The 16,382-nt window shown below is 69.9% G+C and carries 9 protein-coding genes; 3 read left to right on the forward strand and 6 right to left on the reverse strand.

Annotated features, from left to right (window positions below; genetic code table 11):
* Positions 1-68 precede the first annotated feature (68 nt).
* Together MYA_RS03145 and MYA_RS03150 are read right to left on the reverse strand one after the other, a co-directional pair.
* Positions 69-1,562: an FAD-linked oxidase C-terminal domain-containing protein gene (locus tag MYA_RS03145; RefSeq protein WP_011883331.1), complete on the reverse strand. Its 1,494-nt coding sequence runs from the start codon at positions 1,560-1,562 to the stop codon at positions 69-71.
* 37 nt (positions 1,563-1,599) lie between these two features.
* Positions 1,600-3,009, reverse strand: a complete 1,410-nt coding sequence (locus tag MYA_RS03150) for an FAD-binding oxidoreductase (RefSeq protein ID WP_014722475.1) — start codon at positions 3,007-3,009, stop codon at positions 1,600-1,602.
* Between the two features lie 140 nt (positions 3,010-3,149).
* Between MYA_RS03150 and MYA_RS03155 the strand changes: the two genes are divergently transcribed.
* On the forward strand, positions 3,150-3,701 hold the full coding sequence (locus MYA_RS03155) for a cob(I)yrinic acid a,c-diamide adenosyltransferase (protein ID WP_011883333.1): 552 nt from the start codon (positions 3,150-3,152) through the stop codon (positions 3,699-3,701).
* Between the two features lie 89 nt (positions 3,702-3,790).
* Complete coding sequence (hmpA, locus tag MYA_RS03160) at positions 3,791-4,999, forward strand: NO-inducible flavohemoprotein (RefSeq protein ID WP_011883334.1); 1,209 nt, start codon at positions 3,791-3,793, stop codon at positions 4,997-4,999.
* Positions 5,000-5,129: 130 nt separating this feature from the next.
* Here the strand turns inward: hmpA and aroG are convergent, their stop codons facing one another.
* The 4 genes from aroG to MYA_RS03180 all read right to left on the reverse strand — a co-directional run bounded on the left by aroG (position 5,130) and on the right by MYA_RS03180 (position 13,242).
* Entirely contained in the window at positions 5,130-6,203 is a 1,074-nt protein-coding gene (aroG, locus tag MYA_RS03165; RefSeq protein ID WP_011883337.1) for a 3-deoxy-7-phosphoheptulonate synthase AroG, read from the reverse strand.
* A 395-nt stretch (positions 6,204-6,598) separates the two neighbouring features.
* On the reverse strand, positions 6,599-8,065 hold the full coding sequence (tldD, locus tag MYA_RS03170) for a metalloprotease TldD (protein ID WP_011883338.1): 1,467 nt from the start codon (positions 8,063-8,065) through the stop codon (positions 6,599-6,601).
* Positions 8,066-8,151: 86 nt separating this feature from the next.
* Complete coding sequence (locus MYA_RS03175; RefSeq protein WP_014722478.1) at positions 8,152-8,979, reverse strand: carbon-nitrogen hydrolase family protein; 828 nt, start codon at positions 8,977-8,979, stop codon at positions 8,152-8,154.
* A gap of 51 nt (positions 8,980-9,030) precedes the next feature.
* Positions 9,031-13,242, reverse strand: a complete 4,212-nt coding sequence (locus tag MYA_RS03180) for a YhdP family phospholipid transporter (protein ID WP_041493756.1) — start codon at positions 13,240-13,242, stop codon at positions 9,031-9,033.
* Between the two features lie 234 nt (positions 13,243-13,476).
* On the opposite strand from MYA_RS03180, the gene glnE reads away from it, so the two are divergent.
* The gene (glnE, locus tag MYA_RS03185) at positions 13,477-16,278 is read left to right on the forward strand and encodes a bifunctional [glutamate--ammonia ligase]-adenylyl-L-tyrosine phosphorylase/[glutamate--ammonia-ligase] adenylyltransferase (protein ID WP_041493757.1); all 2,802 of its coding nucleotides are present in this window, start codon (positions 13,477-13,479) and stop codon (positions 16,276-16,278) included.
* Positions 16,279-16,382: the final 104 nt, after the last annotated feature.

Raw genomic sequence — 16,382 nt, forward strand, 5'->3', positions numbered from 1 at the left:
AATCCACATCGCGACTATCCCTAACGCCCCGACGCGCGCACGCCGGGCCTCCGCACGGCGCGCGCCGCTCAGAAGCGCGGCAGGTCGGGATGCGGCAGCAGCCCGCCGCGCACGTGCTGACGGCCGTACTCGGCGCAGCGCGCGCGGGTCGGGATGCCCTTGTCGGGGTTGAGCAGCCCGGCCGGATCGAACGCGCGCTTGACCGCGAAGAACGCGTCGCGCTCCTGCGGCGAGAACTGCACGCACATCGAATTGAGCTTTTCGATGCCGACGCCGTGCTCGCCGGTGACGCTGCCGCCGAATTCCACGCAGCATTCGAGGATCTCCGCACCGAACTGCTCGGCGCGGTGCAACTGCTCGGGATCGTTCGCGTTGTAGAGGATCAGCGGATGCATGTTGCCGTCGCCGGCATGGAATACGTTGATGCAGCGCAACCCGTAGCGTGTCTCGAGCTGCTCGATGCGCGCGAGCAGCGGCCCGATCGCGCGGCGCGGCACGGTGCCGTCCATGCAGTAATAGTCGGCCGAGATGCGGCCGGCGGCCGGGAACGCGTTCTTGCGGCCCGACCAGAAGCGCAGCCGCTCGCTCTCGTTGCGCGACACCTGAATGCGCGTCGCGCCGTGCTCGCGCAGCACGGCCGTCATGCGGACGATCTCCTCCGCGACTTCCTCGGGCGTGCCGTCGGATTCGCACAGCAGGATCGCCTTCGCGTCGACGTCGTAGCCGGCGTGCGTGAACGCCTCGACCGCCTGCGTGGCCGGCTTGTCCATCATCTCGAGCCCGGCCGGGATGATGCCCGACGCGATGATCGCGGCGACCGCCTCGCCGCCCTTCACGACGTCGTCGAAGCTCGCCATCACGAGCTGCGCGGTCTGCGGCTTCGGGATCAGCTTCACCGTCACTTCGGTGACGATCGCGAACATCCCTTCGCTGCCGATCATCACCGCGAGCAGGTCGAGGCCCGGCGTGTCGAGCCCGAGCGAGCCGAACTCGACGATCTCGCCGTCCATCGTGACCGCGCGCACGCGCATCACGTTGTGCACCGTCAGCCCGTACTTCAGGCAGTGGACGCCGCCCGAATTCTCCGCGACGTTGCCGCCGATCGTGCAGGCGATCTGCGACGACGGATCGGGCGCGTAATACAGCCCGTACGGCGCGGCCGCCTCGGAAATCGCGAGGTTGCGCACGCCGGGCTGGACGGTCGCCGTGCGCGCGTACGGATCGACTTCGACGATCCGAGTGAAGCGCGCGAGCGACAGCACGACGCCGTTCGCGATCGGCAGCGCGCCGCCCGACAGGCTCGTGCCCGCGCCGCGCGGCACGATCGGCACTTCCATGCGGCGGCAGATCTGCACGATGCGCTGCACCTGCGATTCGGTTTCCGGCAGCGCCACCGCGAGCGGCAGCCGGCGATACGCCGACAGGCCGTCGCATTCGTACGCGGCGGTGTCTTCGTCGCGGTACAGCAGGCAATGGGTCGGCAGCACGGCCATCAGCGCCTGCACGATTTCGCGCTGGCGCTGCGCGCGCATCGCGCTCGACAGTTCGACGGAAGCGTTCATTGAGTCTCCTGAGCGCGCGCGGCCGCGCGCCGCCGTGTCAGCACGTGAAGATCTTGCCGGGATTCATCAGGTTGCGCGGATCGAGCGCGAGCTTGATCGCCCGCATCGCGTCGATCGCGTTCTCGCCGTGCTCCTTCGGCAGGAAGCGCATCTTGTGCAGGCCGACGCCGTGTTCGCCGGTGCAGGTGCCGCCCAGCCGCAGCGCGCGCTCGACGATCCGGTCGTTGATGCGTTCGGCTTCGTCGAGCTCGGCGGGCTTGTCGGGGTCGATCAGGATCGCGACGTGGAAATTGCCGTCGCCGACGTGGCCGACGATCGGGCAGGGCAGCGACGACGCGCGCAGGTCGGCTTCGGTTTCCTCGACGCAGGCGGCCAGCTGCGAGATCGGCACGCAGACGTCGGTCGTCACCGCGCGGCAGCCGGGCTTGAGCTGCAGCATCGCGAAGTACGCGTTGTGGCGCGCGGCCCACAGCCGCGTGCGGTCCTCGGGGCGCGTCGCCCATTCGAAGCCCTGGCCGTGGTTCTGGCCGGCGAGCGCCTGCACGAGCTCGGCCTGCTCCTTCACGCCGGCGTCGGTGCCGTGGAATTCGAAGAACAGCGTCGGCGCCTCGGCGAGCGTCAGGTTCGAATGGCGATTGATCGAGCGCACCGCCAGCGCGTCGACGAATTCGACGCGCGCGATCGGCACGCCGATCTGGATCGTCTCGATCACGGTGCGCACCGCGTCGCCCATCGTCGGGAACGCGCAGATCGCGGCCGACACCGCTTCGGGCAGCGGATGCAGGCGCAGCGTGATCTCGGTGATCACGCCGAGCGTGCCTTCCGAGCCGACGAACAGCCGCGTCAGATCGTAGCCGGCCGACGACTTGCGCGCGCGCGAGCCGGTCTTCACGACGCGGCCGTCGGCGAGCACGGCGCTCAGGCCGAGCACGTTCTCGCGCATCGTCCCGTAGCGCACGGCGTTGGTGCCCGAGGCGCGGGTCGCCGTCATGCCGCCGATGCTGGCGTCGGCGCCCGGATCGATCGGGAAGAACAGGCCGGTGTCGCGCAGCGCTTCGTTCAGCGCCTTGCGCGTGATGCCCGGTTCGACCGTCACGGTCAGGTCTTCCGCGTCGATCGACAGCACACGGTTCATCTCCGACAGATCGAGCGACACGCCGCCGCGCACCGCCAGCAGATGGCCTTCGAGCGACGAGCCGGCGCCGTACGGGATCAGCGGGACGCTGTAGAGCGCGCACAGCGACACGACGGCGCGCACTTCGTCGGCGTTGTGCGCGAACACGACGGCGTCGGGCAGTTGCGGATCGAACGGGGATTCGTCGCGGCCGTGATGGGCGCGGACCGCGTCGGCGATCGACACGCGCTCGCCGAAGGCGGCGCGCAGCGCATCGAGCATCGCGGGAGGAAGCGGGCGGCGCGTGGCGGCCGGCGTGGCGGGGTGATTCACGAGCGTCTCCTGACGGCTGCTTGTCGAACTTTTGGGTCATTCTACGCCGCAACGTCCGCTGCGACCCGCCCCGCCGGCTGCGATAATCGCGTTCCTACACAACCGGGCCGCGTCGCGGCCGCGCACGAGAGGACATTCGCATGGGCAACCGCTTGAGCAAGATCGCCACGCGCACGGGCGACGACGGCACCACCGGCCTCGGCGACGGCCGGCGCATCGGCAAGGACGACGCGCGGATCGTCGCGATCGGCGACGTCGACGAACTGAACTCGAATCTCGGCGTGCTGCTCGCCGAGCCGCTGCCGGACGACGTGCGCACCGCGCTCGTGACGATCCAGCACGACCTGTTCGATCTGGGCGGCGAGCTGTGCATCCCCGGCCACACGGTACTCGACGACACGCATCTCGCGCGCCTCGACCGATGGCTGGCCGACTACAACGCGACGCTGCCGCCGCTGCGGGAATTCATCCTGCCGGCCGGCTCGCGCGCCGCGTCGCTCGCGCACGTGTGCCGCACCGTGTGCCGGCGCGCCGAGCGTTCGATCGTCGCGCTCGGCCGTGCCGACACGTTGAACGATGCGCCGCGGCGTTACGTGAACCGGCTGTCCGACCTGCTGTTCGTGCTCGCGCGCGTGCTGAACCGCGCCGGCGGCGGCTCGGACGTGCTGTGGGAGCGAGGGCGCGTGCGCTGAGCCGCGCGCCTTCCCGCGCTGCGACAATTTGCCCGAGGGGCCGCGATTTTTAAACATGTATCGTTTGAGCATGTTTAACGGAGAACGACATGACTGACATCACCGCCGACCAGATGGCTCGTGTGAAGGCCACTGCCCCCGTCCTGGCCGTGCACGGCGCGACGATCACGAAGCACTTCTACCAGCGCATGTTCACGCGCCATCCCGAGCTGAAGAACCTGTTCAACCAGACGCACCAGAAGACCGGCAGCCAGCCGGAGACGCTCGCGAAGGCCGTCTATGCGTATGCGGCGAACATCGACAACCTCGGCGCGCTCGGCGGAGCGGTGTCGCATATCGCGCACAAGCACGCGAGCCTGAACATCCGTCCGGAGCATTACCCGATCGTCGGCGAGAACCTGCTTGCATCGATCGTCGAAGTGCTCGGCGACGCGGTGGACGCGCAGACGCTCGAAGCCTGGCGCGTCGCGTACGGCCAGCTCGCGCAGATCCTGATCGGCGCCGAGGCCGACCTGTACGCGGGCGCCGCCTGGAGCGGCTTCCGTCCGTTCAAGGTGGCCCGCAAGGTGCGTGAAAGCGACGAGATCACGTCGTTCTACCTGACGCCGGCCGACGGCGGCGCGGCGCCGACCTTCGAGCCGGGCCAGTACGTCACGGTGAAGCGCTTCGTCGGCGATCTCGGCGTCGACCAGCCGCGCCAGTACAGCCTGTCCGACGCGCCGCACGGCAAGTGGCTGCGCATCTCGGTGAAGCGCGAGTCCGGCCAGGCCGAAGCGGTTCCGGCCGGCAAGGTTTCCACGCTGATGCACGACGGCGTGGAGGAGGGCGCGATCGTCGAGGTGACCGCGCCGATGGGCGAATTCTCGCTGAAGCGCGGCGTCGATACGCCGGTCGTGCTGATCTCCGGCGGTGTGGGCCTGACGCCGATGGTGTCGATGGCGTCGACGCTGGTGGCCGAAGGCAGCAAGCGCGACGTGCGGTTCGTCCACGCCTGCCGCTCGGGCGCGGTGCACGCGTTCCGCGACTGGCTGAACGATACGGTGCGCGAACACGCGAATTTCAAGCGCACGGTGCTGTACGAGCTGGTCGGCCCGAACGACCGCGCGGGCGTCGATCACGACCTCGAAGGGCGCCTGACGCCGGAGCGCGTGCAGCAGTATGCGCTGGTGCCGGATGCCGACTACTACATCTGCGGCCCGATCGCGTTCATGAAGGCGCAACGCGACGCGCTGGTCGCGCTCGGCGTCGCGCCGGAACGCATCAACACCGAGATCTTCGGCTCGGGCGCGCTCGAGTAACGCCCGCCCGGCCGGTGTCGGCCGACGCAGCGACACAACGACAAAGCCCGGCGCGAGCCGGGCTTGTCTTATTGGGGCATCGATCGGGCCGCGGGCGGCATGCGCCGGCCCGCGGCCCGCTGGCCGGCCGTCAGTTGCCGCTGCCGCGTGCGACGCGGCGCGCCTTCACGGCTTCCGCGAGCCCTTCGAGCACCTTCACGCTGTCGTCCCACGCGATGCATGCGTCGGTGATGCTCTGGCCGTAGGTCAGCGCGCAGCCTTCCTTCAGGTCCTGGCGCCCCTCGACGAGGTGCGACTCGATCATCACGCCGACGATCCGCTCGTCGCCGGCCGCGACCTGGCGGCCGATGTCCGCGCACACCGGGATCTGGTTCTCGTGCTTCTTCGAGCTGTTCGCATGGCTCGCGTCGATCATCAGGCGCGCGGCGAGGCCGGCCTTGCCGATGTCCGCGCAGGCGGCGTTCACGCTGTCCGCGTCGTAGTTCGGCGTCTTGCCGCCGCGCAGGATCACGTGACAGTCTTCGTTGCCGGCCGTCGACACGATCGCCGAATGGCCGCCCTTGGTCACCGACAGGAAATGGTGCGGCTGCGACGCGGCCTTGATTGCGTCGACGGCGATCTTCACGTTGCCGTCGGTGCCGTTCTTGAAGCCGACCGGGCACGACAGCCCCGACGCGAGCTCGCGATGCACCTGCGACTCGGTCGTGCGCGCGCCGATCGCGCCCCACGAGATCAGGTCGGCGATGTACTGCGGGCTGATCATGTCGAGGTATTCGGTCGCGGCCGGCAGCCCCATCTCGTTGATCTGCAGCAGCAGCTCGCGCGCCGTGCGCAGCCCTTCGTTGATCTTGAAGCTGTTGTCGAGATGCGGATCGTTGATCAGCCCCTTCCAGCCGACCGTCGTGCGCGGCTTTTCGAAGTACACGCGCATCACGATTTCCAGCTCGCCCTTGAAGCGCTCCCGCTCCTTCACGAGCCGCCCCGCATATTCGAGCGCCGCCTTCGTGTCGTGGATCGAGCACGGCCCGATCACGACGATCAGCCGGTCGTCCATCCCGTGCAGGATCCGGTGCATCGAACGGCGCGACTCGTAGATCAGCTCGGACGCGGCCTCGGAGCATGCGAATTCGCGGATCAGGTGGGCGGGCGGCGTCAGTTCCTTGAGTTCGCGGATGCGGACGTCGTCGGTGTTGTGCGGGGGCATGCTGGTTCTCCTGGTTTTACGGGCGCCGTTCGGTCAGAGCGCGTGCGGCAGATTCATCGATTCGGGTGATTCGGTCGGCGCCGGCCGGTGCGGCGGGATCCGCTGCGACGGCCGGTTGGCGAAGGGCGAAAAAAAACCGCCGGGTTCGCCGGCGGTTTTTCGGGAATTTCGGTTGCGCTTTACGCGCCATCAACCCTCTCGATCCGCCAGCGGTCTGAGATGCCAAAAAAAGTAAAAATAAAACTTGGCGGACATGACGGAGATTCGGTTCGTCGAAAAAGTCGATTCGCAATTTATACCCGGTCGCCGCGCAGCTGGCAACCGGGGGCAGTCAAAAATGCGGGCAATCCGCGTGGTTTCGTCAAAATGCGCGGATTGTCTGCGCGGCGATGCGGTTATGCCGTACCGCCGACGGTCATCTTGTCGATCCGCAGCGTCGGCTGGCCGACGCCGACCGGCACGCTCTGGCCTTCCTTGCCGCAGACGCCGACGCCCGAATCGAGCGACATGTCGTTGCCGATCATGCTCACGTACTTCAGCGATTCCGGGCCGCTGCCGATCAGCGTCGCGCCCTTCACCGGGTAGGTGACCTTGCCGTTCTCGATCATGTACGCCTCGGACGCCGAGAACACGAACTTGCCGTTCGTGATGTCGACCTGGCCGCCGCCGAAGTTCACCGCGTACAGGCCGTTCTTCACCGACGCGATGATTTCCTGCGGATCCTTGTCGCCGTTGAGCATGTACGTGTTGGTCATGCGCGGCATCGGCAGCGCGGCGTACGACTCGCGGCGCGCGTTGCCGGTCACGGGCATCTTCATCAGGCGCGCGTTCAGCGTGTCCTGGATGTAACCCTTGAGGATGCCGTCCTCGATCAGCGTCGTGCACTGCGTCGGGTTGCCTTCGTCGTCGATGTTCAGCGAGCCGCGGCGGTTCGGCAGCGTGCCGTCGTCGACCACCGTCACGCCCTTCGCGGCAACCTGCTCGCCGATCCGGCCCGCGAATGCCGACGAGCCCTTGCGGTTGAAGTCGCCCTCGAGGCCGTGGCCGATCGCCTCGTGCAGCAGCACGCCCGGCCAGCCCGGCCCGAGCACGACGGTCATCGCGCCGGCCGGCGCCGGGCGCGCGTCGAGGTTCACCAGCGCGGCGTGCACCGCGTCGTCGACGTAGCGCGACAGCACGTCGTCGGTGAAATAGGCGTAGTCGAAGCGCCCGCCGCCGCCGCCCGAGCCGATCTCGCGGCGGCCGTTCTGCTCGGCGATCACCGTGACGGACACGCGCACGAGCGGCCGGATGTCGGCCGCGAGCGCGCCGTCGCTGCGCGCGACCAGCACGACGTCGTATTCGCCGGCGAGGCCCGCCATCACCTGCGTGACGCGCGGGTCGCGCCCGCGCGCCATCTGCTCGATGCGCTCGAGCAGCTTGACCTTGGCGGTCGCGTCGAGCGACGCGAGCGGGTCGGACGGCAGGTACAGGTCGCGGCCGGTGATGCCTTTCAGCGACGTCGCCGCCTTGATCTTCTGGCGGCCGCCGCCCGCCGCCGCGATCGCCTTGGTGGCCGCGGCCGCCTGGGCGATGGCTTCCGGCGACAGGTCGTCCGAATAGGCGAACGCGGTGCGGTCGCCCGCCACCGCGCGCACGCCGACGCCCTGGTCGATGCTGAAGCTGCCCGACTTCACGATGCCTTCCTCGAGGCTCCACGCTTCGCTGCGGGTGGCCTGGAAGTACAGGTCCGCGTAGTCGACGCGATGCGTGAAGATGTCGGCGATCGTGCGCGTGAGCAGGCTCTCGTCGAGGCCGTACGGCGTGAGGAGGATGTCCTTCGCCAGCGCAAGATTGCGGATGCCGGGTTCGATGATGTTCATGCGGGTATCGAGGTTTCTCAAAAAGTTGTCGGGTGCGTTCTGGACAGATGGGTTGGCCGGGCGGCGTTTCAAGCGGCGGCGGCGCTTCAGGCCAGCACGCGATGCCGCCACGCGGGCAGGCTCTGGCGCACGTCGGCGATGCGCTGAGAGTCGAGCGCGCCGGCCACGACGCCTGCGCCTTCGTCGCGGACCGCGACGATTTCGCCCCACGGATCGATCAGCATGCTGTGGCCCCACGTGCGCCGGCCGTTCTCGTGCTTGCCGCCCTGCGCGGCGGCCAGCACGTAGCACTGGTTCTCGACGGCCCGCGCGCGCAGCAGCGTTTCCCAGTGCGCGCGGCCCGTCGTATACGTAAATGCCGACGGCACGACGAGCAGTGCGCAATCGCCCATCCGGCGGTACAGCTCGGGAAAGCGCAGATCGTAGCAGACCGACAGGCCGATCCGCCCGAACGGCGCGTCGAACGCGACGACCGTGTCGCCCGCGCGGATCGTGCGCGCCTCGTCGAACGATTCGTCGCCTTTCTCGAAGTTGAACAGGTGGATCTTGTCGTAGCGGGCGGCCTCGCGGCCGCTCGGGTCGAACACGAGCGTCGTGTTCAGCACGCGGTCGGGCTCCGGCGCGTGCAGCGGCAGCGTGCCGCCGATCACCCAGACGCGGTGCCGCTGCGCGGCCTGCGCGAGGAACTGCTGGATCGGCCCGTCGCGATAGGGTTCGGCGAGCGCGAGCTTGTCGGTGTCGCGGTGGCCCATGAAGCAGAAATACTCCGGCAGCAGCACCAGTTGCGCGCCGTCTGCCGCCGCCTGCTCGATCAGATGGCCGGCGTCGGCGAGATTGCGCGCGACGTCCGGCGTGCTCACCATCTGCAGCGCGGCAACCCGGAAGGGCGTGGCGGAACGGGTCGAATCGGTCATCGCAGGATCGCTGGCTTCGTAAAAGGGGTGCGGTCCGGCGGCCTGCACGCGTCAGTGGCTTGCCGCATCGGCCGGACCGTGATCCATCTTACCCTGATCGCCCCGCACCCGCTCGATGTGCGGATGCGCCCACGAGCCGGTGATCGCGTAGTCGAGCGCGAACGCGTGCGACAGCGTCTGCGACAGCGCGTAGTTCGCCGCCAGCACGCCGACGCCGAGCAGCGGATTGACGATCGCGGCCGCGATCGCCGCGGTGCCGGCGCCGATCTTCGGCGCGACGTGCGCGTGCAGGTCCTGCGTCTCGGTGGCCAGATCGACCGCGCCGCGCACGGTCACGTTCGCGGGCGCCGTCGTCATCGAGAAGTCGTCGGTGCGGGCGATCCCGTTCGAGATCCGGCTGGTGCCGGTGATCTTGTCGAACGGCAGCCCCTTGCCGATCACGTCGCGGAAGTTCAGCGTCAGGAACCGCGCGAGGCTCTGCAGGCTCAGCACGCCGAGCAGTTTCGCGGCGCCCGGATCGACCTTCAGGATCTGGCCGTGCTCGAAGTCGAGCGCGACCTGGCCGCCGAGCGACGGCACCTCGACGGCCGTCGGGCCGCCGCGCCAGCCCACCTTGCCGGTCACCGTGCCGTGGCCGTTCTCGAGCGTGCGCGGCAGGCCGACGAGGTCGAGCAGCGCGCCCGCGTTGCCGACGTCGAGCTTGAAGTCGAACACGCTGCGCCGCGGCGCGTCGTTGTCGTCCACGCCGCGGGCCAGCGCGCGGCGCGACGTGCGCCAGTTGCCGGTCGCCGTCAGCTTCGCGGCCGGATTGGCGAGCTCGAGCCGATCGAGCTGCCACACCGGTACGCCGTCCTCGTCGATGTTGCGCGCGTTGACGACCAGCCGGCCGATGTCGTGATTGCGCGCGACGACCTGGTCGACGATCAGGTCCACCGACGGTATCGGCCGGTCGGTCGGCGTCGGCAGGTTCATCGCGCGGCCGACGAGGTCGTGCTCGGCGCTGTCGGGAATCACCAGCTTCGCGAGCCGTGCATTGAGCACGCCCGCGCCGTTGTGCCCGCCGCCCGGCGCCCACGACAGGTAGCCCGAGACCTGGTTCGACGCGATGTTCGCCTGCCACAGCTCGTCGACGTGCGACGCGCCGACGATCACGTTTTCCCAGTTGCGCTTGAGCAGCTTCAGCGTGCCGAAGTGGAGCGCGAAACGTTTCGGCGTGAAGCTGGCGACGTCGATGCGCGACCGCGCCGGCGCCTCCGGCGGCGGCTCCGGCGTGCGCGGCGTGTCGGGCTTCAGCGTGTGCGCGAGCGCGAGCCACGCGTCGGCATCCAACTCGTCGACGTCGACCGCTGCGCTCACGCCGTCCTGCGGCAGGTCGGGCATCCGGTGGATGCCCATCGCGCCGCGCAATGCGCGCAGCGGCTGGCCGCGCGTCGCGTCGAGCAGATAGGTGGCCGACACCGGGCCGAGCGTCAGGTCCGCGTGCTCGATGCGCTTGCCGCCGGCCGGCGCGGCCGGCTGCAGCGTGAAGCGAAACGGCATCGGCTCGCCGGCCGGTTTCGCGAACGGCGCCGGGAAGTTCAGCGCGACGCCCGTCAGGTCGGAGCGCGCGGTGATCTGCGGCAGGCTGCCCGGCGCGCCGCGCACGGCGACCTGGTACGGCGCGTCGCCGACCACGTGTTCGAGCAGCGCCGCGGCCGTGCCGCGCAGGTTCAGTCCGCGGGCGGCGTCGAGCGCGAGCTTGCCGTCGACGTCGACCGTGTACGGGCCGTGCGACTGGAAGCTGCCGTTCGCGTGCACCGGCCCGCCGAGGAAGCGCCCGGCCAGGTCGTGCAGCGACGCGCCGGCCTCCGTGAAGCGCACGCTGCCGCGCAGCGCGGACAGCGGCGGCACGCCGTCGGTCGACAGCGTGTTGCCGCCGAACGCGAGCGCGCCTTCGACGTGCGTGTGCGGATGCGGCACGTGCTGCGGAATCGTGATCTTCAGCGCGAGCGACGCCGGGCCCTGCGCGTCGATGCGCTGGCCGATGTGGCCGCTCATCGTGCCGAGCGAGCTGTTGTCCGCGTAGTCGATCAGGTCGGCGAGCGGCCCATGCGCGTGGCCGTCGATCACGAGCGGCGACTTCGAAGGATTGCCGAGGTCGTCGATCCGGCCGTTGACGTTCGTCAGCGCGACGCGCTTGTAGCGCGCGCGTGCGATGTCGAAGCGCAGCTTGTTCTGCGCGAGCTCGAACACGCCGTCGATCCCGTCGAGCGCCGGCCACACGCTCGGCGTGCCGTTCGCGAGCTTGCGCGGCGGGTAGGGCGTCGGCTCGAAGCGCCCGCCGGTGAACGGCGCGACGATGTGGAACACGCCGGCATCCGGCTCGTGTTCGAACGGGAATTTTTCGAGCGGGCCGCGCGCGACGATCGACGCGCCCTTGGTCACGCGGCCGTCCTGCAGCGCATGCCCGAGATATGCGCGCAGCCGCTCCGACATGCCGGTCGGCAGGTAGCGCGGGATGCGCGCCACCGCTGCGCGGGCGAACTCGGCGCGCAGGTCGAGCGAGCCGCGGCCGTGGCCGGGGTTCGTGTACGTGCCCGATACGTCGATCTCGGCATCGGGATTCGCGACGTACAGGTCGGGCAACGTCACGTCGACGCGCGCGTGTTTCTCGCCCGGCGCCGGCGTGATCACCCATTTGGCGTTGCCGCGCAGCCGGTCGAAGGTCAGGCGCGGTTCGTCGAACTCGCCGGGCACCGTGACCGCCGCGTTCACCGTGTCGAAGTGCGCGGCGCCGCCCGTCTCGGTCGCGTCGACGCTGCCCCACAGGTTCTCGACGCCCGGCCAGCCGGCGCGCGGATGGCCGCGCGGCGACAGCCCGGGCGGCGGCTCCTGCGCGGCGAAGCTGATGCCTTGCAGATCGCCGAGGAAGCGGTAGCGGACGATCGGCGCGGCGCCGGTGCGGCGTTCCTCGTCGGCGAGCTCGGCCCGCGCGGGCTTCGCGCGTTCGACCTCGATGTGATAGTTCGACACCATGCCGTGCGGGTCGAGCTTGATCAGCTCGTTGCGCAGCCGCGCCGGCAGCGGGAGTCCGCGGATGAATTCGCTGAGGATGCCCAGATCGACGCGGTCGCCGGCGACGCTCAGCAACTGCCCCTGATCGGCGGTCGGCACGCGGTAGCGGGCGGTCAGCGTCGACAGCGCGAGCGAGCGCGCGAGCGGCGTGCCGTCGGGCAGCGGCGGCTGGCCGAGCTCGGCGTTGAAGCGCGTCAGGTGCAGCGTGTAGTCGCGGCCGGCGTCGAGCGCGATGTCCCAGCCGAATCCGACCGTCGGCACTTCCAGGCGCGGCTGGGTCGGCCGCACGCGCAGCACGACGTCGGCGCCCTGCAGGTCGCCGCCCGCGGAGCGCAGGTGGCCGTCCTGAAAGGTCGCCCAGATCGCGTTGTCGATCCGGCCCGCGTGGGCCGTGAACGGCAGGTCGAGGTAGCGGCCGAGCGTCTGCAGGTCGACCGGGCCGGTGGACAAGTAAGCGTTGCCGGTCCAGTTGGTCGGCTTGCCGATCGGCGCGAGCGGCTTGTGCGTGAAGCGCGCGTGGAAGTCGAGCGGGCCGAGCAGCAGCGTGCCGTTGGCCGGCGCCTGCAGCGCGACCTTGTGCTCGCGGCCGTGGTTCAGCACGGCGAGGCGGATGCCCGACAGCGCGAGCTCCGGTGCGTCGTGCTGGGCGTCGCGCCAGCGCAGCGTGCCGTTGCGCAGCACGATCGCTTCCTGCTTCAGCAGCCAGGTGCCGAACGTGTCGTTGCCGCCGTGGGTGGTCGCGACGCCGATGCCCGCGACGCTCAGCGAACCGTCGGCCGCGCGCGCGACGACGAGATCCGGATGGTCGACGATCAGGCTGGACAGCGCAGGCGACAGCCGCAGCAGCGAGATCCACGACAGCGCGGCCGTCGCATGCGGCACCGACAGCGCGATGCGGCCGTCACGGCCGCGAATGGTGAGGTTCGTCACTTCGACGCCCGGCTGCATGCCCGACCAGTGCGGGGACAGCCTGCCGATCGAAAGCTGCGCGTGGAGCTTGTCGGACACGGCGCGCTCGATGCGCGGCCGGAATTCGTCGATGCGCGGCAGCACCACGTAGCGCAGCCCGAGGAATGCGCCGGACGCGACGAAGTACACGCCGATGCCGACTGCCAGCGTCACCCTGAACACGCGGCGCAGGACCGGATGATCGTGCTTCGGAGGTCCCGCTTCGGGCGCAGCTACGGCGGATTCCTGACGGTCGGACATGCGGCGGAGGGGCGGCGATATGGTAGTTTTGCAGATTGACGTTGAAATGTATCACAGGGGTTCGTGCCGGCGGCCGTTGCGCGCATGCGGCACGGGCTTTCCGGCGCGCGGTGTGGGCGGCGGCGCACGCGCGGCCGCTCACACCGCGCCGAGTCCAACGGTCTGTCGGCAGCGGCGCGCGCACGCGCGACCCGCGGCAACGGGCCTTACCGCCACGCCCGCTTTTCGATGACGATGACCGACGCTTCCGCCCTGATCAGCACGTCCTATTCCCGCTATCTCGCCCGCGCGGTCGCCGCGCGCCCCGCGCTGGCCGAGCTGATCGCCGCGTGGGCCGACGCGCCGCTCACGCGCGCGCGGCTCGACGCGCGCCTCACCGAGTTGCTCGCGGCGAGTTCCGGCGCGGCCGCGCCGGGCGACGACGAATTGAAGCGCGCGCTGCGGCAGTTGCGCGTCGAGGTGTTCGGCGCGGTGGCGGAGCGCGACCTGCGCGGCGTCGCGGACGTCGCCGAGGTCACGTCCGCGATGACCGACCTCGCCGAAGTGGCCGTGCAGCGCTCGCTCGCGCTGCTGTCCGCGGAGCTCGAGGCCACCTACGGCGAGCCGCGCGGCGCCGACGGCCAGCGCGTCGTGCTCGGCGTGGTCGGGATGGGCAAGCTCGGCGGCCGCGAGCTGAACGTGTCGTCGGACATCGACCTGATCTTCGTCTACGAGGACGACGGCGAGACGGCCGGCGGCACGCGCGCGCCGCTGTCCACGCAGGAGTACTTCACGCGGCTCGGCCGGCGCCTGATCGGCGTGCTGTCCGAGGTCACCGCCGACGGCTACGTGTTTCGCGTCGACATGCGGCTGCGTCCCAACGGCGATTCCGGGCCGCTCGTATGCAGCCTCGGGATGCTCGAGGAATACTTCTACGTGCAGGGGCGCGAATGGGAGCGCTATGCATGGATCAAGGGGCGGCTCGTGTCGGAAGGCGACAGCGACGCGGCGCGGCGGCTCGCATCGCAGCTCGAAGCAATCGTCAAGCCGTTCGTCTACCGCCGCTATCTCGATTTCGGCGTGATCGGCGCGATCCGTTCGCTGCATCAGCAGATCCGGCACGAGGCCGCGCGCCGCGCGTCGATGCGGCCCGACAAGGCCGACGACATCAAGCTCGGGCGCGGCGGCATCCGCGAGATCGAATTCAGCGCGCAGGTGTTCCAGCTGATCCGCGGCGGCCAGGACGCGGAGTTCCGCGTGCGGCCGACGCTCGCGGTGCTGCGCCATGCGCAGGCGCGCGGGCTGATCGGCGAGGACGTGCGCGAGCGGCTGACCGACGCGTACAACTTCCTGCGCACGCTCGAGCATCGGCTGCAGTATCGCGACGACGCGCAGACCCACGCGATGCCGGTCGATCCGGGCGAGCGGGCGGTGCTCGCCGCGTCGCTCGGTTTTGCCGACTACGCGGCGCTCACCGCCGCGCTCGATGCGCACCGGACCTTCGTCGAGGCGCAGTTCGACCAGATCTTCGCCGACAAGGGCAATGGCGGCGCGTGCGCGTCGGGCGAAGACGCTGCCGCCGCCTGGATATGGAGCGGCGCGCTCGCGGACGACGGCGACGACGAGACGCTGCTCGCGCGCCTCGACGGCCTCGGCTTCGCCGATCCGGCCGCGGTGCTCGCCCGGCTGCGCGCGATCTGGCAGTCGTCGCGCTATGCCGGTCTGCCGGAAAAGAGCCGGCAGCGCTTCGACAGCGTCGCGCAGCGCGCGCTCGAGGCCGCGCCGCGGATCGACGCCGCGCGCCGCGACGAGACGGTCGTGCGATTGTTCGATCTGCTGGAGACGGTCAGCCGGCGCGGCGTTTATCTCGCGCTGCTCACCGAGTACCCGGCCGCGCTCGATCGCGTGCTGTCGGTGCTCGGCACGACGCGCTGGGGCGGCGGCTATCTGATTCGGCATCCGCAATTGCTCGACGAGCTGCTCGACGACGAGGCGATCGCGAGCCCGTTCGACTGGCCCGCGTTCAAGGACGCGCTGCGCGCGCGGCTCGCCGCCGCCGACGGCCCCGAGCAGCAGATGGACCTGCTGCGGCACGCACAGCATGCGGAGGTGTTCCGCATCCTGCTGATCGACCTGGCCGGCCAGCTGTCGGTCGAGCACGTGAGCGACCGGCTGTCCGAGCTCGCCGATGCAGTGCTCGACGTGACGATCGAGGTCGTCTGGTCGCAGCTCGCGAAACGCCATCGCGACGTGCCGAAGTTCGCGGTGATCGCATACGGCAAGCTCGGCGGCAAGGAGCTCGGCTATGCGTCGGATCTCGATCTGATCTTCCTGTACGACGACCCGGACGAGCGCTCGGCGGACGTCTATACGACGTTTACGCGGCGGCTCATCACGTGGCTCACCACCGCGACCGGCGCGGGCGCGCTGTTCGACATCGACCTGCGGCTGCGGCCGAACGGCGAGGCCGGGCTGCTCGTCACCGATCTCGATGCGTTCCGCCGTTACCAGCTGCGCGAAGGTGATGCGGCGAATACCGCGTGGGTCTGGGAGCACCAGGCGCTGACGCGCGCGCGGTACAGCGCCGGCGACGCGCAGATCGGCGCGGCCTTCGAGGCGATCCGCCGACAGGTGCTGACGACGCCGCGCGATGCGGCCGTGCTCGCGCGGGAAATCGTCGACATGCGCGACAAGGTGTTCGCCGGTCACCCGAACCACAGCGAGCTGTTCGACCTGAAGCACGATCGGGGCGGGATGGTCGACATCGAGTTCATCGTCCAGTACTGGGTGCTGCTGCATGCGTCGAGCGATGCCGAGCTGATCCGCAACACCGGCAACATCGCGCTGCTGCGCGAAGTCGCGCGCTTCGGGCTGATGGAGGCGGACGAGGCGGAGTGCGTCGGCGCCGCGTACCGCAAGTACCGGAAGCTGCAGCACAAGCTGCGGCTCGACGGGATGGAGAAGGCGCGCGTCGACCCGGCGGTCGTGGCCGAGGAGCGGGCGGCTGTTACGGCGCTGTGGGCGCGGGTGTTCGGGGCGGTTCGAACGGGTGTTTGAGAGCGGCGGGTGGGGTGGGTGTTTGAGGCGATGATGAGGTGGGGCGGGCGCGTCGTATCGCGCAGTCGGGCCGCCGGTGATGGCCGGCGCGTCCGTTCCGCGGT

This window comes from Burkholderia sp. KJ006 (assembly GCF_000262695.1).
Lineage (GTDB): Bacteria > Pseudomonadota > Gammaproteobacteria > Burkholderiales > Burkholderiaceae > Burkholderia > Burkholderia vietnamiensis.

Bases quoted from the DNA above. Each gene is read 5' to 3' on its own strand.
- MYA_RS03145 (WP_011883331.1), bottom strand. From the start codon at position 1,562: ATGAACGCTTCCGTCGAACTGTCGAGCGCGATGCGCGCGCAGCGCCAG.
- MYA_RS03155 (WP_011883333.1), top strand. From the start codon at position 3,150: ATGGGCAACCGCTTGAGCAAGATCGCCACGCGCACGGGCGACGACGGC.
- hmpA (WP_011883334.1), top strand. From the start codon at position 3,791: ATGACTGACATCACCGCCGACCAGATGGCTCGTGTGAAGGCCACTGCC.
- aroG (WP_011883337.1), bottom strand. From the start codon at position 6,203: ATGCCCCCGCACAACACCGACGACGTCCGCATCCGCGAACTCAAGGAA.
- tldD (WP_011883338.1), bottom strand. From the start codon at position 8,065: ATGAACATCATCGAACCCGGCATCCGCAATCTTGCGCTGGCGAAGGAC.
- MYA_RS03175 (WP_014722478.1), bottom strand. From the start codon at position 8,979: ATGACCGATTCGACCCGTTCCGCCACGCCCTTCCGGGTTGCCGCGCTG.
- MYA_RS03180 (WP_041493756.1), bottom strand. From the start codon at position 13,242: ATGTCCGACCGTCAGGAATCCGCCGTAGCTGCGCCCGAAGCGGGACCT.
- glnE (WP_041493757.1), top strand. From the start codon at position 13,477: ATGACCGACGCTTCCGCCCTGATCAGCACGTCCTATTCCCGCTATCTC.